The organism is Streptomyces sp. NPDC002734 (assembly GCF_040295685.1).
GTDB lineage: Bacteria > Actinomycetota > Actinomycetes > Streptomycetales > Streptomycetaceae > Streptomyces.
Map to the genome: position 1 here is coordinate 1 of NZ_JBEOVU010000033.1, position 23,439 is coordinate 23,439.

General features: G+C 73.4%; 22 protein-coding genes and 2 pseudogenes. 11 read left to right on the forward strand and 13 right to left on the reverse strand.

All coding sequences use genetic code 11. From position 1 onward, the window contains the following. Positions 1-266: 266 nt before the first annotated feature. Both ABT026_RS25275 and ABT026_RS25280 read right to left on the reverse strand, forming a co-directional pair. Positions 267-719 (reverse strand): MarR family winged helix-turn-helix transcriptional regulator, encoded by a 453-nt coding sequence (locus ABT026_RS25275; protein WP_351117447.1) that lies wholly within the window; start codon positions 717-719, stop codon positions 267-269. Between the two features lie 13 nt (positions 720-732). Continuing rightward, positions 733-2,094 (reverse strand): D-arabinono-1,4-lactone oxidase, encoded by a 1,362-nt coding sequence (locus ABT026_RS25280; protein ID WP_351117448.1) that lies wholly within the window; start codon positions 2,092-2,094, stop codon positions 733-735. A gap of 92 nt (positions 2,095-2,186) precedes the next feature. Between ABT026_RS25280 and ABT026_RS25285 the strand changes: the two genes are divergently transcribed. The 6 genes from ABT026_RS25285 (at position 2,187) to ABT026_RS25310 (ending at position 7,520) form a co-directional block, all read left to right on the forward strand. Then, a complete protein-coding gene (locus ABT026_RS25285) occupies positions 2,187-2,732 on the forward strand; it encodes a UGSC family (seleno)protein (RefSeq protein WP_351117449.1) in 546 nt (181 codons plus the stop codon). Further along, complete coding sequence (locus tag ABT026_RS25290) at positions 2,729-3,886, forward strand: hypothetical protein (protein WP_351117450.1); 1,158 nt, start codon at positions 2,729-2,731, stop codon at positions 3,884-3,886. Before ABT026_RS25285 ends, ABT026_RS25290 begins: the two co-directional genes overlap by 4 nt. Positions 3,887-3,899: 13 nt before the next feature. Continuing rightward, on the forward strand, positions 3,900-4,892 hold the full coding sequence (locus tag ABT026_RS25295; protein WP_351117500.1) for an NAD(P)/FAD-dependent oxidoreductase: 993 nt from the start codon (positions 3,900-3,902) through the stop codon (positions 4,890-4,892). A gap of 36 nt (positions 4,893-4,928) precedes the next feature. Continuing rightward, on the forward strand, positions 4,929-5,705 hold the full coding sequence (locus ABT026_RS25300; protein WP_351117451.1) for an enoyl-CoA hydratase/isomerase family protein: 777 nt from the start codon (positions 4,929-4,931) through the stop codon (positions 5,703-5,705). A 97-nt stretch (positions 5,706-5,802) separates the two neighbouring features. Then, positions 5,803-6,633: an SDR family NAD(P)-dependent oxidoreductase gene (locus ABT026_RS25305; RefSeq protein WP_351117452.1), complete on the forward strand. Its 831-nt coding sequence runs from the start codon at positions 5,803-5,805 to the stop codon at positions 6,631-6,633. Positions 6,634-6,713: 80 nt separating this feature from the next. Next, entirely contained in the window at positions 6,714-7,520 is an 807-nt protein-coding gene (locus ABT026_RS25310) for an LURP-one-related family protein (protein ID WP_351117453.1), read from the forward strand. A gap of 142 nt (positions 7,521-7,662) precedes the next feature. Here the strand turns inward: ABT026_RS25310 and ABT026_RS25315 are convergent, their stop codons facing one another. Then, positions 7,663-8,796, reverse strand: coding sequence for a hypothetical protein (locus ABT026_RS25315; RefSeq protein ID WP_351117454.1), 1,134 nt, complete (start codon positions 8,794-8,796; stop codon positions 7,663-7,665). A gap of 170 nt (positions 8,797-8,966) precedes the next feature. Between ABT026_RS25315 and ABT026_RS25320 the strand changes: the two genes are divergently transcribed. Next, entirely contained in the window at positions 8,967-9,866 is a 900-nt protein-coding gene (locus ABT026_RS25320) for an amidohydrolase family protein (protein ID WP_351117455.1), read from the forward strand. Positions 9,867-9,997: 131 nt separating this feature from the next. Here ABT026_RS25320 and pdxR read toward each other — a convergent pair whose 3' ends face one another. From pdxR to gad, 3 genes are all read right to left on the reverse strand, one after another. Beyond that, positions 9,998-11,464, reverse strand: coding sequence for a MocR-like pyridoxine biosynthesis transcription factor PdxR (gene pdxR / locus ABT026_RS25325; protein WP_351117456.1), 1,467 nt, complete (start codon positions 11,462-11,464; stop codon positions 9,998-10,000). A 90-nt stretch (positions 11,465-11,554) separates the two neighbouring features. After that, positions 11,555-12,424 (reverse strand): class II glutamine amidotransferase, encoded by an 870-nt coding sequence (locus ABT026_RS25330; RefSeq protein WP_351117457.1) that lies wholly within the window; start codon positions 12,422-12,424, stop codon positions 11,555-11,557. Positions 12,425-12,509: 85 nt separating this feature from the next. Continuing rightward, the gene (gene gad / locus ABT026_RS25335; RefSeq protein ID WP_502968053.1) at positions 12,510-13,931 is read right to left on the reverse strand and encodes a glutamate decarboxylase; all 1,422 of its coding nucleotides are present in this window, start codon (positions 13,929-13,931) and stop codon (positions 12,510-12,512) included. 411 nt (positions 13,932-14,342) lie between these two features. On the opposite strand from gad, the gene ABT026_RS25340 reads away from it, so the two are divergent. Continuing rightward, positions 14,343-14,870 (forward strand): carboxymuconolactone decarboxylase family protein, encoded by a 528-nt coding sequence (locus tag ABT026_RS25340; RefSeq protein ID WP_351117458.1) that lies wholly within the window; start codon positions 14,343-14,345, stop codon positions 14,868-14,870. A 75-nt stretch (positions 14,871-14,945) separates the two neighbouring features. Here ABT026_RS25340 and ABT026_RS25345 read toward each other — a convergent pair whose 3' ends face one another. The 3 genes from ABT026_RS25345 to ABT026_RS25355 form a co-directional block, all read right to left on the reverse strand. Next, the gene (locus tag ABT026_RS25345; RefSeq protein WP_351117459.1) at positions 14,946-16,118 is read right to left on the reverse strand and encodes an FAD-dependent oxidoreductase; all 1,173 of its coding nucleotides are present in this window, start codon (positions 16,116-16,118) and stop codon (positions 14,946-14,948) included. Positions 16,119-16,316: 198 nt separating this feature from the next. Beyond that, positions 16,317-17,012 carry a TetR/AcrR family transcriptional regulator gene (locus ABT026_RS25350; RefSeq protein ID WP_351117460.1) on the reverse strand — a complete coding sequence of 232 codons (696 nt, stop codon included), beginning with the start codon at positions 17,010-17,012 and terminating at the stop codon, positions 16,317-16,319. A gap of 131 nt (positions 17,013-17,143) precedes the next feature. Continuing rightward, positions 17,144-18,091: a C45 family autoproteolytic acyltransferase/hydrolase gene (locus ABT026_RS25355; RefSeq protein WP_351117461.1), complete on the reverse strand. Its 948-nt coding sequence runs from the start codon at positions 18,089-18,091 to the stop codon at positions 17,144-17,146. Positions 18,092-18,362: 271 nt separating this feature from the next. Here ABT026_RS25355 and ABT026_RS25360 point away from each other — a divergent pair, with 271 nt between their 5' ends. Then, positions 18,363-18,743 (forward strand): hypothetical protein, encoded by a 381-nt coding sequence (locus ABT026_RS25360; protein WP_351117462.1) that lies wholly within the window; start codon positions 18,363-18,365, stop codon positions 18,741-18,743. 31 nt (positions 18,744-18,774) lie between these two features. Here the strand turns inward: ABT026_RS25360 and ABT026_RS25365 are convergent, their stop codons facing one another. The 3 genes from ABT026_RS25365 to ABT026_RS25375 all read right to left on the reverse strand — a co-directional run bounded on the left by ABT026_RS25365 (position 18,775) and on the right by ABT026_RS25375 (position 21,852). Next, positions 18,775-19,392, reverse strand: coding sequence for a thymidine kinase (locus ABT026_RS25365; protein WP_351117463.1), 618 nt, complete (start codon positions 19,390-19,392; stop codon positions 18,775-18,777). 96 nt (positions 19,393-19,488) lie between these two features. After that, entirely contained in the window at positions 19,489-21,060 is a 1,572-nt protein-coding gene (locus ABT026_RS25370; protein WP_108952058.1) for an oleate hydratase, read from the reverse strand. Between the two features lie 144 nt (positions 21,061-21,204). Continuing rightward, entirely contained in the window at positions 21,205-21,852 is a 648-nt protein-coding gene (locus tag ABT026_RS25375) for a CBS domain-containing protein (RefSeq protein WP_170145024.1), read from the reverse strand. 242 nt (positions 21,853-22,094) lie between these two features. On the opposite strand from ABT026_RS25375, the pseudogene ABT026_RS32200 reads away from it, so the two are divergent. Both ABT026_RS32200 and ABT026_RS32205 read left to right on the forward strand, forming a co-directional pair. Continuing rightward, positions 22,095-22,331: pseudogene (locus tag ABT026_RS32200) on the forward strand (glyceraldehyde 3-phosphate dehydrogenase NAD-binding domain-containing protein); the annotation flags it as partial. Then, positions 22,331-22,543 (forward strand): annotated as a pseudogene (locus ABT026_RS32205) (type I glyceraldehyde-3-phosphate dehydrogenase); the annotation flags it as partial. The pseudogenes ABT026_RS32200 and ABT026_RS32205, both read left to right, overlap by 1 nt. 44 nt (positions 22,544-22,587) lie before the next feature. Here the strand turns inward: ABT026_RS32205 and ABT026_RS25385 are convergent. Beyond that, complete coding sequence (locus tag ABT026_RS25385) at positions 22,588-23,253, reverse strand: CBS domain-containing protein (RefSeq protein ID WP_108952057.1); 666 nt, start codon at positions 23,251-23,253, stop codon at positions 22,588-22,590. Positions 23,254-23,439: the final 186 nt, after the last annotated feature.

A 23,439-nucleotide genomic window follows, 5' to 3' on the forward strand; every position in this document is an offset into this window, starting at 1 on the left:
CGGGGTCTGGTGCGTGCGGCTGCAAGGCGGAGGAGGGAGGCGACGCGGAGCGTCGTCGACCGACGACAACGCCGCAGACGTGCGTGCCAGACCCCGCGACCCACGTGCATGATCCGCCGGACAGGCCATAGGGCGGACAGCGAACTGTGCGCGATCAGCACTCCCCCGGACGGCACCCCCAACTCCTGGAACCCGTCACGGAGTTCCCGGTACGTGATCGCCCGCATGCCGCCCCTTCGCCTTCGCCCGTCCCGCCGCCGGACATCCTAGGCAGGTTCCTCCTCCGCCCCCGGAGCGATGCTCGCCAGGGCCGTGAGGACGTGGGCGCGGGCCGCCGCGTCGAGCGACCGCAGGGAGTCGTCGATGAGGTGGCGGTAGAACTCCCGCTCCGCCGCGAAGGCCCGCCGGCCGACGGCGGTCAGTGCGAGGACGACGGTCCGGCGGTCGGTGGGGTGGCGGCGGCGCTCGAGGTAGCCGTCGCGCTCGAGCCGGTCAGCGAGGCTGGTCAGCGTCGACGGGGACAACCGCAGGCTGCGGCGCACCGAGAGGATCGGCGACTCCCCGTTGAGGCCGAGTTCCTGGATGAGCATCCGGGCGCGCAGGTCCAGCGAGGACGTCGGACGGGCGCGGTGCTCGGCCTCGATCACGTGGACGAGACGCATCAGCGCCTCGATCTCGCGGTCGGTAGCACCGGAATCCTGCTGGGGCATGTCCACCATGTCCTGATCCTACTTATACGCCGCCGAGCACACGATCGACGGCCGGGCTCCCGAACAAACCCTGCGGATCGAGCTCGCCGCGCAGCGCGGCGAAGTCGTCCCATCGCGGGTAGAGACCGCGCAGTTCGGCGGCCTCCAGGGTGTGCCACTTGCCCCAGTGCGGCCGGCCGCCGCCCAGCTCGACGCACGCCCGCTGCGCCTGCTCCCAGGCCTCGTCGACGTCGATGCCGGGCGACTGGACCGCGGCGCCGACCCAGGTCGAGGTGCGGCCGTGGGCGGGGTGCAGCCAGGCGGACTCGGCCGGGGAGACGCGGGTCTCGCAGGGGAAGGCGACGGGCGCCCCCGCGTCCTCCACCGCGGACATCAGCCGGCGCACGCACTCGGGGCCGGCGGCCTGCTCCACGGCGAACTCGAAGGCGTCGTGCCGGACGAACAGGGGCCGCAGGAAGACCCGGTCGTAAGTGTCCACGGTCGTCGCCGGCCTGATCCCGCGGGCGAACGCCCGGCTCAGCGCGGGCGCCGTGCCCGGCGCCCGGCGCGCCACCGTCCCCATGGCGCGCAGGCCGTGATTGACCTTCACCACGTCGCGGAACCACTCGGTCAGGGCCGACGGCCGGTCGACCGGGTCGGCGGTGCGTTCGGCGGTCCACATCAGCACCTGGTCGATGTACGGAAGGAAGTAGAGGCCGATGTGGTCGACGGCCGGCGGGTCCGCGAGGAGGGTGTAGGCCTGCTCGCGGGTGACGACCGCGTCGGACCTGCGCAGGCGGTACGCCGGCACGGCCTGCAGGGTGACCTGGACGACGACGCCGAGCGCCCCGAGGCTCACCCGGGCCTCGTCGAGCAGACCGGGATCGCGGTCGTCGCACCGGACGACCGAGCCGTCGGCGAGCATCAGTTCCATCGCGACCACCTGCGAGGCGAACGCCGGCGCGTGCAGGCCGGTGCCGTGCGTGCCGGTGGAGAGGGCGCCGCCGATCGTCTGGTGGTCGATGTCGCCCATGTTGGCGAACGCCAGGCCGTGCCGGTGGAGCGCGGCGCGGACCGCCCGCAGGGTGATGCCGCCCTGGACCGTCACCCGGGCCGAGGCCGTGTCGACGTGGAGCACCCGGTCGAGGTGACGCAGGGAGACCTGGGTCTCGGGGGCGACGGCCACGTCGTTGTAGGAGTGGCCGCTGCCGACGACCCGTACCCGTGAGCCCTCCGCGGCGGCCTCCGCGAGCACCCTGCGCAGCTCGCCGAGGTCGGCCGGCGCCACGACGTGCCGCGGGCGGACACGGTGGCGGCGGGGGAAGTTGGTCCAGGTCCCGTCCGCGGAGACCTCCGCGCCGGCGGCACGCCGGGGGCGTGCGCGGGAACCCGGACGTACAGCCATCAATATTCCTTGATTCGTAAGATCTCTTGATCGTAACTTCCGGGCTGCATACGATCCGCGTCACAGCCTGCGGCGTCAAGGGAGGGGACCCGATGGGCGTCACGATCGTCGATCCGACCGGTCACGGGGCGGCCCCGGAGTCGGTCCCCCGCGCGACCGTCCCCGCACTCCACGGGCTGACCGTGGGGTTCCTGAGCAACAGCAGGACGAACGCCGACAAGGTGCTCGAGGGCGTGGCCGCCGCACTGGTCCGGCTCTACGGCATCACACCGCGCCTCTACACCAAGAGGGTCCCCGCGATCTCCGCGGCCGGCGAACTCCTCGACCGTGTGGTGCAGGAGTGCGACGCCGCGGTGGTGGCGATGCTCGACTGCGGTTCCGGGGCCTCCTGGGCGGCGGCCGACATGGCCGCCCTGGCCGGCCGCGGCCTGCCGGTGTGCGGCATGACGTCCACCCTGTTCGAGGGCCTGTCCCGGCAGGTGCTGGCCGTCCGGGGCGCCGACGCGCTCGGGCTGGCCGTAGTCGCCCACCCGGTCGGCGGGATCCCGCAGCAGGAGGCCTTCGAGCGGGTCACCCCGCTCGCCGTCGACGACGTCGTCTTCGCCCTGACCACCGAGATCGAGCGGTACGCCTCGTGACCGCCCCCGAAGGGCCGGACCTCGTCACCCTGGCGGACGCGCACGACGAGGAGACCGCCGCCGAGCAGTTGTACCGGTGGGGATGGACGGACGGCCTGCCCGTGGTCGTGCCGACCACCGAACGGGTGGAGCGCTTCCTCACCGCGGCGACCCGGGACCCCGACGCCTCCCTCGGTCCTCTCGCCCCGCGCGGCGCGGAGCTGACCCTGCGCGGGCTCGCCGCGAACGCGGTGATGGCCGGCTGCCTGCCCGCGTACATGCCGGTGCTGGAGGCCGCGGTCGTCGCCCTTCAGCAGCCGGACTTCAACCTGTACGGCACCCAGACCACCACCCATCCGTGCGCGCTGATGGTCGTCGTCCAGGGGCCGGTCGCGGGCGAGCTCGCCGTCGCGGGCGGGGCGGGCTGCATGGGCTCCGGGTTCCGCGCCAACGGCACGATCGGCCGGGCCGTTCGTCTGGTCGCGATGAACGTCGGCGGCGCCCGTCCCGGGGACGGCCAGGCCGACGACATGGACCGGGCGACCCACGGCGCCCCGGCCAAGTGGTCGTTCTGCTTCGCCGAGAACCGGGCCGACAGCCCCTGGCCGCCCTTCGGCGCGCAGCTGGAGTGGCCCGACGGCTGGGACCCGGCGGACAGCCTGGTGACGGTGGCGGCCGTGGAGGGCCCGCACAACATCAACGACCACCGGTCGTCCACCGCCGGGAACCTGCTGCGGACGATCGCGGCGACCATGGCGACGCCCGGCGCCAACACCGTCTACCGCGGCGGCGACCAGTTCCTCGTGCTGGGCCCCGAGCACGCGCGGCTGCTCGCCGACGCGGGTCTGTCGCGTGCCGACGTCCAGCAGTACCTGTTCGAGCACGCCCGTGTCGACGCCACCCGGGTCGGCGCGGAGAAGCTCCAGGAGGCGAGCCTGTGGGGCGGCTACCGGTTGCTGCTCGAGGAGTGGGGGCACCGGGTGGCGATCGCCCGCGCGCCGCAGGACATCCGCGTCCTCGTCGCCGGCGGCGCCGGCAAGCACTCCGTGTGGATGCCGACCTTCGGCGCGACCTGGAGCCAGACCGTCCGGCTGCCGCGCTCGGCGGGGGACGGCTTCACCGTCGCGCCGCTCAACGAGACGGCCCGCTGGGCCGACGGCCTGGAAGCGATGTGAGCGCCCGGTGAGCATGTGGGCCGGCATCACCGACGGGACGGCCCTGCCCTCCGGCACCGTCGACGCGGTCGTCGTCGGGGCCGGGCCGGCCGGCTGGACGGCCGCCCTCTACCTGGCGCGGGCGGGCGCCGCGCCCCTGGTGCTGGCCGGCCCGACGCCCGGCGGCCGGCTCATGGACGCGGGCCCGGTGGAGAACTTCCCCGGCTTCCCCGAGGGCATCGACGGCCCCGTGCTGATGGCCCGGATGCGCGAGCAGGCGGAGCGTGCCGGGGCCACCGTGGTCACCCTGGACGCGGACGAGATCCGGTACGCCGCCGGCGACCCGTCCGCCCGGGACGCGGTCCACGAGGTCGTCACCGACGAGGGGACCGTGCGCACCCGCGCCGTCGTGCTGGCCACCGGTTCCGCGCCACGCCGCCTGGGCCTGCCCGGCGAGGCGGAGCTCAGCGGAGGGCGCGGCATCGCCTACTGCGCGATCTGCGAGGCGCCGCTGTTCAAGGGCCGTGACGTCGCGGTGGTGGGCGGCGGTGACACCGCGATGGAGTGGGTGCTGGCCCTGGCCGGGCACACGCGGCGGGTACGGCTGCTCCACCGGGGAGAACGGTTCCGGGCGACCCCGGTCCTGCTGGAGCGCGTCCGGTCGCTGGACAACGTCGAGATCGGCACCGGTCGCGTCGTGCGGCAACTGCTGCGCGGCCGCGACGGCAAGCTGGCCGGGCTGGGCGTGGAGGACACCGCCACCGGCGAGCGCACCGACCTCACGGTGCAGGGCCTGTTCGTGGCGATCGGGCACACCCCGCGCACCCGGCTGGCCGACGGGTTCCTGACGCTGACGCCGACCGGCCACCTGCACACCACCGGCCCGGGCGGGGCCACCGACCTGCCCGGGGTGTTCGTGGCGGGCGACGTCGTGGACGCCCGGTACCGGCAGGCCGTCACCGCGGCGGGCGCGGGCTGCGCCGCCGCCCTGGAGACCACCCGCTACCTGGAGGGCGTCCATTCCTGAGCAGCCGGCCGGAGGCCACGAAGGAGCGCCGCCGGTATGAGCACCGCCGAGAAGAGCCGGGTGACCCTCACCCGGGACGGTCACGTCGCGGTCGTCGAGACGCACGCCCCGCCGACGGGCTTCTTCGACCGCCACCTGCTCGCCGCGATCGCCGACGCCGGCGAGCGCGCGGCCGCCGACGGCGCGAGAGCCCTCGTGCTGTGCGCGGAGGGACGCCACTTCTGTGCCGGCATCCGGCTCACGGACGCCAGCGGCGCACTCGACCCGCGCGCCTCGGCCACCGCCGTCCACGAGCAGGCGGCACGGATCCTCCGGCTCGACGTCCCGGTGATCGCCGCGGTCCAGGGCGCGGCCGTCGGCGGTGGCCTCGGCCTGGCCTGTGCCGCGGACTTCCGGATCGCCGGGCCCTCGTCCCGGTTCGAGGCCGACTTCGCCCGCCGGGGCTTCCCCTGCGGCTTCGGGCTGAGCCTGACCCTGCCGAGGATCGTCGGCCGCACCCGCGCGGAACTGCTGCTCTACACCGGCCGCCCACTGGTCGGCGCCAAGGCCCTGGACGCCGGCCTCGCCGACCGCCTCGCGGATCCCGGCGACGAGCGTGCCGTCGCGCTCGACCTCGCCCACGAGATCGCGGCCACCGCCCCCTTGGCGGTCCGCTCCATGCGGGCCACGATGCGCGCCGACCTGCTCGACGGGCTCGAGGCGGCCCTCGCCCGCGAGGTGGACGAACAGCAGCGGCTCTGGCGCACCGAGGACGCGGTCGCCGGCGTCACCGGGTCCGCCGAACGCCGCGCCCCCCTCTTCCGCGGCCGCTGACCGGCGGCGGCCGCCCACGCGCCCCCGCCACCCGCACCACCCGCACCACCCGCACCACCCGCACCACCCGCACCAGGCAACACCCAGGAGGTATCGGATGACCCAGCACGTGGTGATCAGCGGGCTCGCCGACGGCATGGGCCGCCGGACCGCCCTGCTGCTCGCCGACCGGGGCGCGTCGATCGCCGGATTCGACGTCGACGAGACCGGTCTGACGTCGCTGGCGGAGGAACTCGACGCGAAGGGCGTCCGCCACCACCTCGTCCCCCTCGACATCCGCGACCGACCGGCCGTCCGGACCTTCCGCAACGACACGCTGGCACGATGGGGACATGTCGACACCGTCGTGTCCAACGTCGGCGTCCCGTTCTTCGGGCCGTTCGAGGAGGCCGACCTCGACGCGGCCCTGCGCGCCTTCGAGATCAACGTGATCGGCGCCGCCGCCCTGTTCCAGGCCTTCCTCCCGGGCATGCGGGAGCGTCGCAGGGGCAAGCTGGTCGCCGTCTCCTCGCTGGTCGGGCGGATCCCCTTCCCCTTCGAATCGGTCTACTCCTCCACCAAGTTCGCCCTGGAGGGCATGGTCCAGTCGCTGAGGTTCGAGGTGGAGCCGTACGGCGTACGGGTCGCCCTGATCGAGCCGGCCCAGGTCGCCACCGGCTTCGCGGCCAAGGCCCTCGTGCTGCCGGCGAAGGGCTCGCCCTACTTCGAGCGCGCCTCCCGCTTCGTGGCGCGTGACAGGGAACTGGTCGCCCGGGCCACCACGCCCGAGCAGGCCGCCGCCCGGATCGCCGCCGTCGTCCTGGCCGGGAGGCCCAAGCTCTTCCACCAGGTCGACCGGAGGAGCTCGCTGTTCCTCCGCCTCAACCAGTACCTGCCGACCCGGGTCCGCGACGCCGTCCTGCTCCACCACATGGGAATCAAGGACTGACCGGACCGCCGACGCCCTCCGGGTGGGCGGCTGTCCGTTACTCGTGGCGCATTCCCGTCGAACACACGTAGCATCCGCAGGTGACCACACATCCCACACACCCCGCCGGCTGGTACCCCGACCCCCAGGGAGCCCAGCAGCTCCTGCGTTACTGGGACGGCGCCCGCTGGACCGAGCAGACCGCGCCCGTCCAGGGCGCACCGCAGGCGGCCCCCCAGATGCCCGACCCCCGGGTGGCCCGGCAGGTCCAGCAGCAGGCCGGCGTCCAGGCCCCCGTGACCGGCACCGGCTCGATCTTCACCGAGCCGGTCCTGGTCGTGAACCAGAAAGCCAAGCTGGTCGAGCTGGTCAACGAGTACAAGGTGATGGACCAGCAGGGCGCCCACATCGGCTCGGTCGTCCAGGTCGGCCAGAGCACCCTGCGCAAGATCCTGCGCTTCGTCAGCAGCCTCGACCAGTACCTGACGCACCGGCTGGAGATCCGCGACGCCTACGGCCAGCCGCTGCTGCTGCTCACCCGCCCCGCGAAGTTCATCAAGTCCCGGGTCGTGGTGACCCGTCCGGACGGCACGCCGGTCGGCGAGATCGTCCAGCAGAACGCGATCGGCAAGATCAACTTCGCGATCACCGCGAACGGCGCCAAGCTCGGCGAGATCCGCGCGGAGAACTGGCGTGCCTGGAACTTCGCCGTCGTGGACCACACCGGCACCGAGGTCGCCCGCATCACCAAGACCTGGGAGGGCCTGGCCAAGACCCTCTTCACCACCGCCGACAATTACGTCCTGCAGATCCACCAGCAGCTGCCCGAGCCCCTGCGCAGCCTGGTCGTCGCCACCGCCCTCACGGTGGACACCGCCCTCAAGCAGGACGCCCGCGGCCTCGGGTGACCCGACCGACCGGAGCGGTCGGCCCCGGCCGCTCCGTGTCGTGCCGCGGTGGTGTTCCGCTCACAGGGTGACCTCGGTCGCCGGCCGCACGCCGTGACCGACCAGTTCCTGTTCCGGCGAACCGTCGGGCGCCGGGCCGTGGTCAGGGACGCTGCGTTCGGTCAACCGCTCCGCCGTGACGCGGCGTTTCCGCCACCGCGCCCAAGGCGGTCTCCAGCTGTTTCCGCAGGACCCGGTTCCCGATCCGGTCACGCTGCCGCCGCAGGACGTCGAGGGCGTCCTGACCGCCGATGTCGGCGAGGGCTTTGACGGCCGCCCCGGCCAGTCGGATGTTCCCGCACACCTCGGCGGTGAGTCCGGCGAAGCGCGTGGTCAGCACGTCGAGGTGCGGCACCGCGGCCGGACCGCCGGTCGTCGCGGCCGCCCAGATCAGGCCGCGGACCAGTTCGCCGTCGGTCGGGTGGACGAGGTGGCTCTGGAGGGGTCCGACGGCCATCGAGGGGACGACGTCCGTCACCCTCCACATCGGGCGTTCCTCGGCCAGCCGCCCCAGGACGTCGGCCAGCACGTCCCGCGCCGACGCCGCGTCCGCCAGGGCCAGGCACGTCCGTCGCCAGGTCCGGGTGGGGCGCGGCCCCGGGACGATCGGCAGGTGCCGCAGCAGGTCGGCCAGTTCGCGGGAGGGCGCGGAGGCCACCCGCTCCCGCAGCGGAGCGGCCCAGCGGTCGTCCGCGGGTATCAGCCCCTCGGGGATGCCGGCCTCGTCCACACGGGCCAGCAGAGTCCGCAGCCGATGTCCCGCCGACCCTCGTCCGGCCAGGTCCTTCCCATGACATTCCATGAGCTGCCTGTGCACGTGTTGCAGCCACGGCTCGAGTGCCCGACAGCTGTCCGCGTCCAGCTGTTCGACGACGTCCAGGACCATGCAGAGCGTGTCGCTGTACACGTGCTGCAGGTCCTTCTCCGTGACACGGTGCAGCAGCACCGCGAGCTCGCCGATGGTCCAGTCGCGCACCCGTGGCATGACGATGCCCAGTTCGTCCTGGTGGTGCCAGAAGGTCGTGACGGCGAAGGTGATGCCGAGCATGAGGCAGATGACCGCGGCCCGGCCCTCGTCGTCCGGGCAGGCAGCCAGCCATGCGTCGATCTCCGCCTGGATCCGTCTGTTCGCGGCGCGGCCGCGCTCGTCGATCGAGCTCCAGTTCCCTCGCGCCTCGGCCCGTTGCTCCTCCAGCAGGTCGACGAGCGGCCGAGCGCGGTGCGCGTCGTACAGCATGGCCGGATCATGGCACCGCCGACCGACAATCGGTCGGGCACCGCTGCGTCCGCTCCCCCACCCGACGCCGCGTGCCGGAGCGGGAGCTGATATTCAGGGAACGACGAGCGCGTCCCGACACGCAGGCCCCGGCGGCAGCCGCCGGCCGTCCGAAGGAGAGGTGGTCCCCGGTGGGTCTCCCCCGTACCGCTGTCGGCGACGAGGCCGGTGAGGTGCGCCGGTTCTGGAGCGGGCTCGGTCTGCCCGGACTGATCGACGTGCACACCCACTTCATGCCGGAGAGCGTCCTGCGCAAGGTGTGGGCGTACTTCGACACCGCGGGCCCGCTGATCGGCGGGCTGGGATGGCCGATCACCTACCGCGCGGAGGAGAACGAACGCGCGGCGCTGCTACGGGAGTTCGGCGTGCGGGCCTTCACCTCCATGGTCTATCCGCACAAGCCGGGCATGGCCCGCTGGCTGAACGGCTGGGCGGCCGAGTTCGCCCGCCGCACCCCGGACTGCCTGCACACCGCCACGCTGTATCCCGAGCCCGACGTCGAGGCGTACGTCCGCGAGGCGCTGGAGGCGGGCGCCCGGGTCTTCAAGGCCCATGTCCAGGTGGGGGCGTACGACCCGGCCGACGAGTTGCTGAGCCCCGCGTGGGGTCTGCTGGCCGAGGCGGGCGTGCCGGTGGTGACGCACTGCGGCTCGGGTCCCGCTCCGGGCAAGCACACCGGCCCCGAGCCTGTCGCCCGGGTGCTGGCGCGTCACCCGAGGCTGCGCCTGGTCGTCGCGCACATGGGCATGCCCGAGTACGAGGAGTTCCTCGATCTGGCCGATCGTCACGACGAGGTGCGGCTGGACACCACGATGGCGTTCACCGACTTCACCGAGGGCTTCATGCCCTTTCCCCGGCGGGCTCTGCCGCGGCTGGCCGACCTCGGCGACCGCATCCTGCTGGGGAGCGACTTCCCCAACATCCCCTACCCGTACCTGCACCAGCTCCAGGTCCTGGAACGGCTGGGCTGCGGCCCCGACTGGCTTCGCGCGGTGTGCCACGACAACGCGGCCGCCCTCTTCGGGCTCTGACGGGCGCGCCGGGCGCAGGGGTTCGGCGGACGGTGACCGTGCAGGTGGCCTGCTCGGGGGTCCGGGAGTGCGGGGTCGCACTGTTCGCCACCGCGACACGCTGCGGCGCGGACGCCACGGCGCAGGGGGGATCACCGGGTGGAGCCTGGAACGACGTCGCCGGGCGGCAGGGCCCGGAGCAGGGCGTCGAGGGCCGCCCGGTAGGCGTGCTCGGCCGGGGCGGCGTAGCCGACGACCAGTCCGTCCCCGGCCGGTGTGGTGGCCCCGGGGTGCCGGAAGGCGGCGAGGCCGTCCAGCGCGATCCCCTGCCAGGTGGCCGCCTTGACCACGGACGCCTCCGTCCCGGGCGGCAGCCGCAGGACCGCGTGCAGCCCTGCCGCGATGCCGGTGGCCGTGACGTGCGGGGCCCGCTCGGTGAGGGCGGTGACGAGCTGGTCGCGCCGGTCCCGGTAGTGCCGGCGCATCCGGCGGATGTGCCGGTCGTACCGACCGGAGACGATGAAGTCCGCGAGCGTCAGCTGGTCGACGACGCCCGCCCACGCCTCCCGCTCGCCCTTGGCGGCGAGCACGCCGTCGACGAGGTGCCCGGGCAGCACCATCCAGCCGATCCGTACCGCCGGGGACAGGCTCTTGCTGACCGAGCCGAGGTGGACGACCCGTTCGGGGTCCAGGCCCTGGAGTGCGCCGACGGGCTCCCGGTCGTAGCGGAACTCCCCGTCGTAGTCGTCCTCGAGGACCAGTCGGTCACCGGCGCGGGCCCAGTCGACGACCGCGGCACGCCGGGCCGGGTGGAGCGGTCCACCGGTGGGGAACTGGTGCGCGGGCGTGAGCAGGACGCCCCGCACCCGTGGCCTCACGTCGGCCAACTCCTCGATCCTGGCCCCCTGTTCGTCGATCCCCAGCGGCACGGTCCGCGCGCCCGCGCTCTCCAGGATGCCGCGGTGGAACCCGAGCCCGTACGACTCCACCGCGAACGGACCGCGCAGTACCCCGCCGGCCGCGCCGCGCGAGCCGTCGAACAGCAGCCGCAGCGCGTGCGCGACGCCGGAGCACACCACGATCCGGTCGGGGTCGGCCCGCACCCCGCGGGCGCGGGCCAGGTAGTCGGCGAGCGCGCGGCGCAGCTCGACGCGGCCGCGCGGGTCGCCGGGGCCGAAGGCGTCGTCGGGCGCGGAGCCCAGCGCCCGCCGGGCGGACGCCAGCCAGGCCGTGCGGGGGAAGGAGGCGGCCTCGGGCGCGCCCTGCCGGAGGTTGTGCGCCGGGCCGGCCGGCTGCCCGGCGACGCGGTGCGGCCTGCGGCGACGCGACGAGGGCGGGGCGGCGCGTTCCGCCACCCGGGTGCCGGAGCCCTGGCGCGCGGTCAGCCAGCCCTCGGCGACGAGCTCGGCGTAGGCGTCGGCGACGGTGTTGCGGGCCAGGCCGAGGTCGGCGGCCAGCGAGCGGTAGGGCGGCAGCCGGGTGCCGGGCGCGAGGCGTCCCTCGCGCACCGCCTCCCGCAGGGCGCGGATGAGCACGGCGCGGCGGCTGCCGGGACCGGACAGGTCCAGGTGCAGGTCACTGCCGACACGCGCCGCCGAATCGACCCATGATTCCGGCATGGCAGTGCACCCTAGCCGAGGTCGCCTGACGGCTCATGAGCGCTCGCCGGACCGGCCTTCGGACGGCCTTCAGGCGGCATAAGGCAGCCATCAGACGGCCTTCTGCGAGGCCGCCGCGTCGGGCCGCAGGTCGTCGAGGGTGAGCAGGTGGGCCGGGGGTCCGGACAGGGCCTCGTGGCGGGTGACGCCGAGGTCGGGGCCGACGTGGAGCAGTTCACCGGCGTCCAGCAGGCGCCAGTCGGGGTGGTCGTCCATGCGCTCGCTGGCGAGGACGACGGCGGGGTGGTCGGCCAGGTTCGTGGAGTGGACGCGCATCCGGCCGTTGCTGCCGCTGTGGTCGAGGTGCCGGCCGCCGTGGAGGCCGCCCGCCCCGCGTCGCAGGACGTACAGGTCGTGGGTGTCCGGGTAGCGCAGCGCCCACAGTTCCTGCGGCGTGACGAGGATCAGGTTGAGGGCGTAGACCGGCAGGTTCGCGGCGATCCAGCGGGCGGCCTGCCGGATCCCCGCGGTGACGTCGCCGTCGTGCCGCCGGGTCTCCCGGGTGATCAGGGCGAAGAACCGCTCGGAGTCGGTGTCGCCCCGCACCAGGGAGCGGTCCTCGCCCAGGTGGTCGTCGAGCGCGTCCAGGCCCTCGACGACCCCGTTGTGCGCGAAGAGCCGCCCCTCCTGTGCGAAGGGGTGGGTGTTGCGGGCGTCGAGGCCGCCGGTGGAGGCGAAGCGCAGGTGGGCGACGAAGGTCGCCGATTCCACCCGGCGGGCCTCCTGGGCGAAGGCGCGGTCCTGGTAGGCCGCGACCGGGGCCTTGTCGACGCGGGGGGCGCCGTCGGCGGTGAAGTGACCGAGACCGGTGCCGTCGGGGTCGCGGTGGCTCTGGTCGCTGAGGCTGTCGGGCGCGTCGAGGAGCCAGAAGGTGGCGTGCGTGCGGCGCGGGGCGCTGCTGAGACCGAAGAGACGGCACACGGCGTACCTCCGTAGGGGTGGGGCGGTGGTCCGCCGTCACCGGCGGCGGGCGGGGCGGGGGTGCGGGTCTCGGCACCGCCCGTCGTCAACCGCGGCCGGGACGGCCTGGGTTCCTGGTCTCGGCGCCGTGGGCGAAACCGCCGGCCTCCTCACCGCGCCGCGGCGCGTCCTGCGTCTCCAGCCGGCTCAGCGCGCGGCGCAGGTCCTCCAGGAGCAGATCGGCCAGGTCGTGGCTGAAGTCGACGCGGACCACGATGCGCAGGGCGGCCAGGTCGGAGCGGTTCTGGGGGAAGGTGTAGGCAGGCACCTGCCAGCCCCGTTCGCGCAGCGCCGCGGACACGTCGAAGACGCTGAAGCGTTCCTCCCCGTCGCGCACCCGGAAGGCGAAGACGGGGATGTCGCTGCCGTCGGTGATCAGCTCGAAGGGGCCCAGCCGCGCGATCTCCCCGGACAGCCGGGTGGCGACGTCGCGGCAGGTCTGCTGGACCCGCCGGTACCCGTCGAATCCCAGCCGCAGGAAGTTGTAGTACTGGGCGACGACCTGGGCCCCGGGGCGGGAGAAGTTCAACGCGAAGGTCGGCATGTCGCCGCCGAGGTAGTTGACGTGGAAGACCAGGTCGTCGGGAAGCGCGTCCCGGTCCCGCCACAGGACCCAGCCGACCCCGGGCATGACCAGGCCGTACTTGTGACCGGAGGTGTTGATGGAGGCGACCCGCGGCAGCCGGAAGTCCCACCGCAGGTCGGGGTCGAGGAAGGGGGCGATCATCGCGCCGGAGGCGCCGTCGACGTGGACGGGGACGTCCAGTCCGGTGCGGCCCTGGAGGTCGTCCAGGGCCGCGGCGATGTCCGCGACGGGCTCGTAGCTGCCGTCGAAGGTCGAGCCGAGCACGGTGACGACGCCGATGGTGTTCTCGTCGCACAGCGCGACCGCCCGGTCGGGCGTGAGGTGGAAGGTCTCCCCCTCCATGGGCGCGTAGCGGGGCTCGACCTCGAAGTAGTCGGCGAACTTCTCCCAGCAGATCTGGACGTTGCTGCCCATGACCAGGTTGGGCCGGTCGGTGGGCCTGCCCTCGGCCCTGCGACGGTGCTGCCAGCGCCGTTTGAGGGCGAGTCCGCCCAGCATGGCGGCCTCGCTGGACCCCGTGGTGGAGCAGCCCGTCGCGTGCCGGGTGTCCTCGGCGTGCCAGAGCCGGGCGAGCATGTGCACGCACCGGGTCTCGAGTTCCGCGGTCTGCGGGTACTCGTCCTTGTCGATCATGTTCTTCTCGGCGCACTCGTCCATCAGCCGCCGGGCCTCGGGCTCCGCCCAGGTGGAGACGAACGTCGCCAGGTTCTGCCGGGCGTTGCCGTCGAGCATCAGCTCGTCGTGCACCACCTGGTAGGCCGTGGCCGGCTCCATCTCGCCGGCCGGCAGCTCGTACCGGGGGACGCGCAGCGGCTCGCGGCTGAACACCGGGTTGACCTGGAGATCACGGCTCCTGCCGTGACCGTCGTGCTTCACCTTCACGCGCGCTCGGCCTTTCCACGAGGAGGGGTGGGTACGCCACTGCCAGGACTCCCCCGCGTGGCCCGTGACGAATCAGGCCGGCCCGCACCGGCCGGGGCCCGGCCGCCGGCGACAGCCGCACGGTTCGCGGCCCGGCCCGGGTTCCGAGGCGTCTCCACAGGGGTCCGCGGCACCGCACCGGAAGCCGGGCGGCGCGGACGTGCGCGTCGGAAGTTCCGCCGGACGGCGGACGGCGGAGGACGGCGAAGGACGGGGGCGGGCGGCGGAGGACGGGGGTGGGCGGAGGGCCCCCGGCGCGGCCCGGGACTCGCGTGCTTCTCACGGCAGCCCGGACGCGGACGCGAATTGACCCAGGAAACCGGCATGGAAATGCACCTCCACGGAGGTCTTTCCGCACCCTAGTTTCGAAGCATGACGAACACCACGCACACCACGACCGCTCCCGCCCCCGCCCTCTCCCCCGACGCCGCGGCCGGACACGACCACGCCCCGCGCCTGAACTTCGCGAAGGCGGCGCCGAAGGCCTTCCGGGCCCTCGTCGGCTTCGACGCCGCAGCCCGCGAGGGCATCGACCCGGCGCTGGTCGAGCTGATCCAGATCCGGGCCTCCCTCCTCAACGGCTGCGCCTACTGCCTCCACATGCACACCACCGACGCCCGCAAGGCCGGCGAGGACGAGGCCCGCCTGCACATGATCGGCGTCTGGCGCGAGGCCCGGCACTTCTTCACCGGGAAGGAGCAGGCCGCTCTCGCCCTGACCGAGGCCGTCACCCTGGTCTCCCGGGCCGGCGTCCCCGACGACGTGTACGCCGAGGCGGCCCGCCACTTCGACGAGCCGGAACTCGCCAGCGTCCTCGCCCTGATCCTCACCATCAACACCTGGAACCGCATCGCCGTCGCCACCGCCAAAGTCGCCGGCCAGGACGAGCGGGCCCGCTGATCCGGGACCCGGCGGCCCGGCGGCCCGGGCGAGGAGCTCGTCCGGCCGGGGTCGAGAACCGGTGACGTGGGGCGGTTACCCGGCCGCGGCCGCCGGGCCCTGCGAGAAGAAGGCGGCCGTCCGCTCCAGTCCTCGCGCGCCGAACATGGTGTCCAGGCTTGCGGCGGACTCGACGGCGGACGCCTCGCTGCGCGGGAAGAGCGCGGCCTCGTACGCGGCGAGCGCGGCCTCGATGTCGCCGGGGTGCGCGGCGACGGCGAGAGCGAGTTCGGCGCCGTCGAACATGGCCAGGTTGGCGCCCTCGCCGGCGAACGGCGACATCAGGTGCGCGGCGTCGCCGAGCAGGGTCACCCCCGGCACCCGGTCCCAACGGTGACCGACGGGCAGCGCGTGGATGCGCCGGGGCGTGATCGTCTCGGCGTCGGCGACCAGGCCGCGCAGGCCCTCGTCCCAGCCCTCGAAGTGGGCCAGGACGGCTGCCTTGGCGGCGGCGTGGTCGGTGAAGTCCACGGTGTCGGTCCAGCCCTCCTCGGCCCTGAGCGCGGCGTAGACGTGCAGGCTGCCGTCGGTCTCCAGGTGGGCGAGGAAGCCGCGCTCGTCGCCGAGGGCGAGGAGGAAGCCGCCGCCGACGACCTCGGCACTGCGGGGGTGGCGGGTGGCGGCCTCGAAGAGGTCGGTCTCCACGAAGGAGATCCCGGTGTACGCGGGCCGCGCCTCCGAGACGAGCGGGCGGACCCGTGACCAGGCTCCGTCGGCGCCGACGAGAAGGCCGGTGGTGACCGTGGAGCCGTCGGCGAAGTCCACCTCGTGGCGGCCCTCGCCCACCGCACGCACGCCGGTGGCCTTCCGGCCCCACCGGACCGTGCCCTCGGGCAGGGAGTCGAGGAGGAGGTCGCGCAGGTCGCCGCGGTCGACCTCGGGGCGGCCGCCGGTGCCGTCGTCCTCGTGGGCGACGTGGACGGCGCCGTCCGGGCCCAGCAGGCGCATGGCCTGACCGCCCTCGTGCACGATCGCGCGGAACCCGTCGTGGAGACCGGCGGCCAGCAGCGCCTTCTGGCCGTTCTCCTCGTGGATGTCGAGCATGCCGCCCTGGGTCCGGGCCTCGGGTGACTCCTCGAGGTCGAAGACGGTCGCGGCGATGCCGTGGAGGTGCAGGACACGGGCGGCGGTGAGGCCCCCGAGACCCGCGCCGATGATCGCAATGGGGTGGTGGGTGCTCGCGTGGTGGGTGCTCGCGTGGTGGTTCATGTGACGCCTCCGATGCGGAAGAGGTGCGGTACGCGCACGGAGGGAGACCCCCCAGGCGCCGGACACGGGACGACTGCGTCGCCCGATCTGACCTCTCCAAGGTAACGAACATGTTCGTTGCGAACAAGTTCGCCGGAGCGCATGCCGCAGGGCGTCGGGCCGAGGACGGATGACGACGGGCCGCGCGACCCCCGTGCGTCAGCTCGCGGCGTCCGGCAGCGGTGTGCGGGTGATGCCGTTGATCAGGACGTCGAAACCCCAGGCCATGCGGGCGGAGCCGGACCCGCCGAGCAGGTCGGGCAGGAGGGCCTTGATCGTCGGACGGGTGGTCCCGTCCGCGTCGCGCAGGGCGCGGGTGAAGGCGTCCCACTCCTTCCCGCCCGCGGGGTCGGCCTCCTGGGTCGCGTGCTCGGCGGCGGTGGCGGTCGCGTACTGCAGAAGGCTGTCGACGCCCCAGGCGACCTGCTCGCCGGGCGCGCCGCTGCGGGAGAGGAGCTCCAGGACGCGCTCGACGAGGTTCAGGTAGTTCTCGCCGCTGGGACGCGCCACCAGTGCGGACCGGGCCAGTTGCGGGTGCCGGAACAGCGCAAGGGTGTAGGAGGTCAGCACGGCGACGAGCTGGTCGCGCCAGCCCGCGCCCGCATCCTCGGCGTAGAGGTCGACCTCGCCCAGCAGGGCATCGAGGACGGCCGCGTGCAGTTCGGCGGTGTTGGCCACGTACACGTACAGCGAGGCCGGACCGGTGTCCAGCTCCTTCGCCAGACGGCGCATGGTGACCTTGTCGAGTCCCTCGTCCCGCATGATCCGCACGGCGGTGTTGACGATCCACTGCCTGGTCAGGGCGGGCTTGGCAGGCCGCTCACGACGGCTGACGGGCTCTTTTCCGGCTGGCATGCGGCGATCGTAGCGAACGCGTTCGCCCGGCCCTCCCGCCGTCCGGGCGTCCCGTCGTCGGGTCGTCCCGCCGTCCGAGCGTCCCGCCGTCGGGTCGTCTTGCCGCCCGCCCGCGAGGCAGGGGCGGGCCGTCACGGCCTCCCGAGGGTGATGGTGCGTGCCCCCTCCTCGAAGGAGGCGAAGCCCTGCTCCCAGCTCTCCCCCGGCCAGTGGTAGGTCACACGGCCCTCGGCGGGGCGGTAGTGGGCGGTGTACATCGTGCCCAGCCCCTGGTCGTACGCGTACTGGTAGAGCGGCGGCCGCAGCATCACCGCCACGTCGACGCCCGCCGCCCGCACTGCGGCGAGCCGTTCCTGGGTCCGCGAGAAACGCTCCTGCTCGTCCGGCACCGGCTGGTGCTGGTGGTTGGCGGCGCAGTGGCCGGGCGCCTCGGTCAGGGGGATGTCGGGCCCCACGTGCACGGTCAGGGTCCGGTGCGGGTCGACGAGGGTCACGTTCTGCGGGATCGCGACGGGTGTCGAGCGCAGCCTGTCCACCGCCTGGTCGACGGTGTCGCAGGTCTCCAGGAGACAGCGCAGCACGAGGGGCAGGGCGAACCCCGGCCCGTGCACGAACCGTCCGCCGAAGGTGAGGGAGACGGCGAGGCCGGCGTCGTTCATCCCGTCGAGCAGCCCCCACCCCGCGTCCTGCATGCCGATCACCGGCCGCAGGAAGCGGGAGGAGACGATGGTGCCCTCGCAGTCCTCCGGGGCGAAGTCGTAGTTCCTGAGCAGCGCGCCCGGTTCGCCGATCTGGGTGCAGCCGGAGAAGAACGGCCGTAGCGCCGCCAGGGTCAGGAGGGTTCCCGCCCAGGGGGCGTCCACCTGGGCGGCGAGCCGGTCGAGTGCCGGGACCAGTTCGGGCATGTGGACCTCGAACAGTCCGCGCGCCCGGGCCGCGCCCTCGGGCGTCCGGCCTTCCTCGGTCAGCCAGTCCTCCGCCCGCGACTCCATGTCCATGGTCCGCAGGTGCGCCGCCCATCGCCCGTCGCCGCCGTCGCCGATCTCCAGGGCGTGGAACGTCTTCACGTAGTGGGTCATGCGGCGGGAGTCAACCGTTCCCGGGGGCGTCACCACAATGCCCGCCCCCGGTTCCCCACGCGCCCGCCGCCTCGTGCACGCCCGCCACCGCATCGTCGGGGTGGAGCACCTCTCCCGGTGCGCGGGGACCGCGGACGCGAGGCGGTCGGCAGTCGCGGCCGCCGGCTGACGGAGCACCCGCGGTCACTCACGGGGCAGCCGAAGCGGTCGCTCCCCACTGCCCGAGCTCGTAAGGTCCGTACGTCAACGGGACAACGGAGGAGCGCTTCTCGTGCGGATAACGGTTGATGAGACGACGACCCAGGTTCTGGTGAAGGCGTACACCACCCTGCTGCTGGAGGACTTCACCATGCAGGTGGGGCGGCGGACGGCGCGCATCAAGAAGGCGACGGTCCACTGGATGTACCTGAACGGCGGTTGGCAGATCGACTTCGTGCACGTCTGGGGCCCGGTCATCCGCAAGAGCGATGGCGCCGAGTCTTCCCAGCACGTCTCCGAGGGCACCAGGCCCGCGGGCGCCGACGGCTCGGCGTACGGTGTCGTCACGCCCCAGGAGATCGTGGACGTGGCCCTCGCGAACACCCCGGACTGGATTCCCGAGATCAACGGGACGACGTACCCGCGTACCGCGAAACTCAAGAGCAGTCTGTAGCCGTGACGTTCGTGGCCCGACCCGAGGATCCTCAGTTCGTGACGGGCAGCACGTCCGGCGACAGCGTTCCCGCCCGCGCCGTCAGGCTGGTCATCCGCTTGCGGTGGTGGCGCCGGCAGAGGACCTCGTAGCCGATCTCGTCGGGCTGGTTGGCGACGTCGCCCACCATGACCTGCTCGCCCTCGACGACCATCACGCCGCCCACCGTGCGGGCGTTGTGCGTGGCGCGGGCCCCGCACCAGCACAACGCCTCGACCTGCAAGGTCTCGACGCGGTCAGCGAGTTCGATCAGCCGCTGCGAGCCGGGGAAGAGGCGGGTCCGGAAGTCGGTCGTGATGCCGAAGGCGTAGACGTCCATCTCCAGGTCGTCCACGATCCGCGCCAGCTGGTCGACCTGCTCCGGGGCGAAGAACTGCGCCTCGTCGGCGATGACGTAGTCGATGCGGCCGCCCCGCTGCAGCCGGTCCACCACGTACCCGTACAGGTCGAACCCGGTGCCGGCCTCCACCGCGTCCGTCACCAGCCCCAGGCGCGAGGACAGCTTGCCCTCACCGGCACGGTCGTCCCGGGTGAAGATCAGCCCCTCAAGGCCGCGGGCGGACCGGTTGTGGGCGATCTGAAGGGCCAGAGTCCTCTTCCCCGCAATCAACGGACCCGCGGCAGCCGGTGCGGCGGTCGCGGGTCCGCGGGCACATTGCCGCCGGCCTCCACATGGTCGCCGCGGACAGCTCGGTCAGACCCCGGTTCAGCGGTGGTGCAGGGTCTCCGCGGCCGCCGCCAGCACATGACGGTCGTGGTACCCCTTGTGCACGGGCGGGGGCTGCCGGCCCAGATCGAGGAGACTGCTCACGGCCGTCCAGGCGGTCCGCACCGAGTACTCGACGGTGAAGGCGGCCTCGTCGGGGAGCTCGGCGAAGTGTCCGACGAAGGCGAGGTTCACCGAGCCCCGGGGCACGACCCTGGGCCTGTCGTCCCGGGTGCGGCGCAGGAACGGTCCGGTGAAGTACGGGAGCAGGCAGGGCACGACCGTCGACGTCTGCCGGACGCGCGCCGCCACCGCCTCGCCCAGCGGCAGGTGGTGCAGGACCTCCTCCAGGATCTCCTGACCGGAGCACTGCGTCATCGGCTTGGGCGTCCGGGCGCCACGGCGGTCGGGGAACAGGCCGTAGCCCCACCAGACCGACACCCCTTCCGGCTGGTCACGGTGGACCGGCTGCCGGTCGGCGACGACGCTGAGCAGCCAGGGGGAGCCGGTGAGGGTCATCAGGCCGCCCCTACCCGTCTCACGGCCGCTGAACTCCGTCAGCGCCTCGAGGAACACGGGGTCCTTCGTGGTCACGGTGAACGACACCCCGAGGGACTCCTTGACGTTCTTGTCGAAGACCGCCGGGTCGCCGAGGTCCTCGCGGCCGCGGGCCATCCGGTGCCACAGGAGCCAGGCGTCCGAGCGGCGCGGAGGGGCGGGCGGCGGGGTGGTGTGCGAGCCGAAACCGGCGGCGTCGGTCACCGCGCCGTTGGTCACCAGAACCAGGTCCTCAGGCGCCACGGCGATCCTCTCCTTCTGTCCGTTCCTGGCGAGGTGGAGGGTCCTGACCGTGATGTCCTTCCGTCCCGGCGCCAGTGCGAGGTCGACGACACGGCAGCCCGTGTGGAAGGACACTCCGCGCTCGCGCAGCCAGGCGACCAGCGGAAGGACGAGGGAGTCGTACTGGTGGTACCGGGTGCGGTGGTCGCCGGACATGGTCGCGAACTCGGGCAGGAGGTGGGCGAAGCGCCGGAGATGGCGTCGGAACTCCACCGCGCTGTGGCCCGGCCGGAAGGCGAACGTGGTGGACCAGACCAGCCAGAAGGCCGAGGTGAAGAAGTGTTCGCCGAAGCAGTCGGTGATCCGCTCGCCGTCCAGCGACCGCTCGGGGAGCGCCAGCAGCCGGAGGAGCTGGAGCCGGTCGCGTTCGGAGAGGCCCGTCGCACGAGGGTCGACGGGCCTCCCCTCACCGTCGACGAGACGGGTGACGTCGTCCAGGGGGAAGCTCTCGTGGTCCTCCAGTATCTCCCGCGCCACGCTCACCGACGGGTCGTCGAGGCTCGGAATGCCCGACAGCAGGTCGAACGCGCAGTGTGATCCCGCGTCGATCAGGCGTCCGCCGGGCACGGTGTGTCCGGGTCCTGTCGTGCCGCCGGCGTTCAGGCTTCCGCCGATGTCCGGCCGTTCCTCGAAGAGGTGGACGTCCCCTCCGTCGAATCCGCCGTCACGGATCAGGAACACGGCCGCCGCGAGTGCCGCGACCCCACTGCCCACCAGATACGCCTTCGCCATCGCACAACTCCCTGGTCTCCGGCTCCTCGACCGCGGAACCGCTCGCCCTCAGCGTTTCCCGGGCACCGGTGTGCCGTCAGTGGGCCGGTCAGGCCCTCCGGCCGGTCCGACCGGCTCTCGCCGGCCGGGGTCTTCCGGCGGGAGTCACCGGACGGGAGCCCAGGTGGCCGCCACACGCGGCTGGGTGTCGTCGACGTGGAACGTCAGCGCGTTCAGCACTCCCACGACGCCCTCCAGCCGCCATGTCCGGTGAACGGCCTCCGCGGCCTGGCTGCGGCGCTCGATCCGGCCGTCGAGGGTGACGACGCCGTCGTGGACGGAAACGAGGACGGCGCCGGGCGCCAGTCCCAGCGCACCGGTGAGGACCTCCTCGGCCACCTGGCGGCGGAGGTCGTCGTCGGTGCGGAGGAAGACCCGCAGAAGGTCCCTGCGGGTGGCGATGCCGATGAGCCGGTCCTCCTCGTCCACCACGGGCAGCCGCTCCACACCACGGCGCTCCATCAGCCGCGCCGCGTCCGGCACGGACTGCTCCGGATGAACGGTGATCGCGGGGCTGGTCATGAGGTCGCCGGCGGTGACGGCTCCCCTGGGCTCGCTGCCGTCCCGGTAGGCCTGTGCCCGGAGCAGATCGGTCCCGGAGACCACACCCACGACCTTGTCGTCGTCGTCGACCACCGGCAGGCCGCTGATCCGGTGGTGGTCGAGCAGCCGGACGACTTCCTTGAACTGGGTTCCTCGGCGGGCCCGGACGACCTCACAGGTCATCACCTGACCGACGGTGCGGAATCTCATGATCTTCTCTCCTTGACGGCGGGCCGGGAGCGGACGCCGGCACGGGCACCCGCGGGGGCCGGCACGTCTTCAGCGTGCCGGTGCCGTGCCCCGCGCCGCGAGGGGCGCCCGGCCCTCGGCAGGGGGCCAAGGGTCCCCCGAACCGGTACCGCACGGCCCGTGCCCCGGCGGGCCCGCGACGGTGAGGCTGGAGGGGTCCCGGGGCGACCGGGTGACGACCGGCCCTTGCCGGGAGGACCGACATGACCGTTCGTGTGGGCATCAACGGCTTCGGCCGCATCGGCCGCGACTACCTGCGCTGTGTGCTCGACAGGGCCGCCGGTACGAACGCGGATCTGGAAGTGGTGGCGGTCACCGACCTCACCTCGCCGGAGGCGCTGGCGCACCTGCTGGCGTACGACTCGACGTACGGCCGGCTGGGGCGAAGGGTCGAGCACGACGACACGTCGCTGACCGTGGACGGCCGGCGGATCGCGGTGGCCCGCTGAAGGGCGTGCTGAGGGTGTCCGACGCCCCCATCGTCTCGCGGGACGTGGTCGGCGATCCCGCCTCGTGCGTCCTGGACGCGCCGCTCACCCAGGCCCACGGGGACCTGGTGAAGGTCTTCGGCTGGTACGACAACGAGTGGGGCTACGCCAACCGCCTGCTGGACCTGTCCGAGCACGTCGCGGCCCGGCTCCCCGAGGCCTGATCGCCACGGCCGGCCGGCTGCCTCCCCGGCCGCCGGCCGGCCGGTCACGCGCCGGGTGTGGCGGCGCCCGGTCCCTTCAGGTCGAACTGGACGTCGACGACGCCCTCGACCGCGCGGGCCAGACGGGCGGCGACGGGCACCATCGAGGTGTCCCGGAGCCGCCCGCAGAGCGTGACCACGCCGTCCGCGACCTTCACCCGCACCGGGGGCCTCAGGGTGGGGAACAGGTACGCGACGACCTCGCGGCGGACCTCCGCGGCGATCTCCTCGTCCGGGCGCAGGAACACCTTCAGCAGGTCGGCACGGCTGATCACGCCCTTGAGCATGCCCCGGTCGTCGACGACGGGGAGCCGCTTGACCTGCCGTCGCGCCATGACCCGGGCTGCCTCGGCGAGGGGCGCGTCCGCGCGGACGGTGACCGCGGGCGCGCTCATCAGCTCGCCCGCCGTGCGGGCGCCCGCCTTCGCCAGGTCGAGCAGCCGGTCCCTCTGGGTGAGGCGGTCGGGGTCGCTGTCGCGGAACTCCTCCTTGGGCAGGAGGTCGGCCTCGGACACGATGCCCACGACGCGGTCCTCCCCGGCCAGCACGGGCAGGGCGCTGACCCTCCACTGCTGCATGATCGCGACGACGTCCTTGAACGTGGCGTCCCGGCCGACCGAGACGACCGTGTGGGTCATGACGTCGCTGACCGTGTACCGACTGCCGCGCATGATCTTCCTCTCATCGTGATGTGACGGGCCCGGGCGGTCCGCCGGGCCCGGTGCCCGCGCCCGGTGGTACGGGCGCTGCTCCTGGCTCCAGCCTCGCCCCGTGCCGCGTCGTGGGCCACGGGCCGCTCGGGCCCGCTCCGGGGGTCGTTCGGCCCCGGCCGCTTCGCGGCTCCGGCCAAGGACCGG

What these genes read in the sequence shown, in the direction of transcription:
- ABT026_RS25275 (WP_351117447.1), bottom strand. Translation starts at nt 719, where the DNA reads ATGGTGGACATGCCCCAGCAGGATTCCGGTGCTACCGACCGCGAGATC.
- ABT026_RS25280 (WP_351117448.1), bottom strand. Translation starts at nt 2,094, where the DNA reads ATGGCTGTACGTCCGGGTTCCCGCGCACGCCCCCGGCGTGCCGCCGGC.
- ABT026_RS25285 (WP_351117449.1), top strand. Translation starts at nt 2,187, where the DNA reads ATGGGCGTCACGATCGTCGATCCGACCGGTCACGGGGCGGCCCCGGAG.
- ABT026_RS25295 (WP_351117500.1), top strand. Translation starts at nt 3,900, where the DNA reads ATGTGGGCCGGCATCACCGACGGGACGGCCCTGCCCTCCGGCACCGTC.
- ABT026_RS25300 (WP_351117451.1), top strand. Translation starts at nt 4,929, where the DNA reads ATGAGCACCGCCGAGAAGAGCCGGGTGACCCTCACCCGGGACGGTCAC.
- ABT026_RS25305 (WP_351117452.1), top strand. Translation starts at nt 5,803, where the DNA reads ATGACCCAGCACGTGGTGATCAGCGGGCTCGCCGACGGCATGGGCCGC.
- ABT026_RS25315 (WP_351117454.1), bottom strand. Translation starts at nt 8,796, where the DNA reads ATGCTGTACGACGCGCACCGCGCTCGGCCGCTCGTCGACCTGCTGGAG.
- pdxR (WP_351117456.1), bottom strand. Translation starts at nt 11,464, where the DNA reads ATGCCGGAATCATGGGTCGATTCGGCGGCGCGTGTCGGCAGTGACCTG.
- ABT026_RS25340 (WP_351117458.1), top strand. Translation starts at nt 14,343, where the DNA reads ATGACGAACACCACGCACACCACGACCGCTCCCGCCCCCGCCCTCTCC.
- ABT026_RS25345 (WP_351117459.1), bottom strand. Translation starts at nt 16,118, where the DNA reads ATGAACCACCACGCGAGCACCCACCACGCGAGCACCCACCACCCCATT.
- ABT026_RS25350 (WP_351117460.1), bottom strand. Translation starts at nt 17,012, where the DNA reads ATGCCAGCCGGAAAAGAGCCCGTCAGCCGTCGTGAGCGGCCTGCCAAG.
- ABT026_RS25355 (WP_351117461.1), bottom strand. Translation starts at nt 18,091, where the DNA reads ATGACCCACTACGTGAAGACGTTCCACGCCCTGGAGATCGGCGACGGC.
- ABT026_RS25370 (WP_108952058.1), bottom strand. Translation starts at nt 21,060, where the DNA reads ATGGCGAAGGCGTATCTGGTGGGCAGTGGGGTCGCGGCACTCGCGGCG.
- ABT026_RS25375 (WP_170145024.1), bottom strand. Translation starts at nt 21,852, where the DNA reads ATGAGATTCCGCACCGTCGGTCAGGTGATGACCTGTGAGGTCGTCCGG.
- ABT026_RS25385 (WP_108952057.1), bottom strand. Translation starts at nt 23,253, where the DNA reads ATGCGCGGCAGTCGGTACACGGTCAGCGACGTCATGACCCACACGGTC.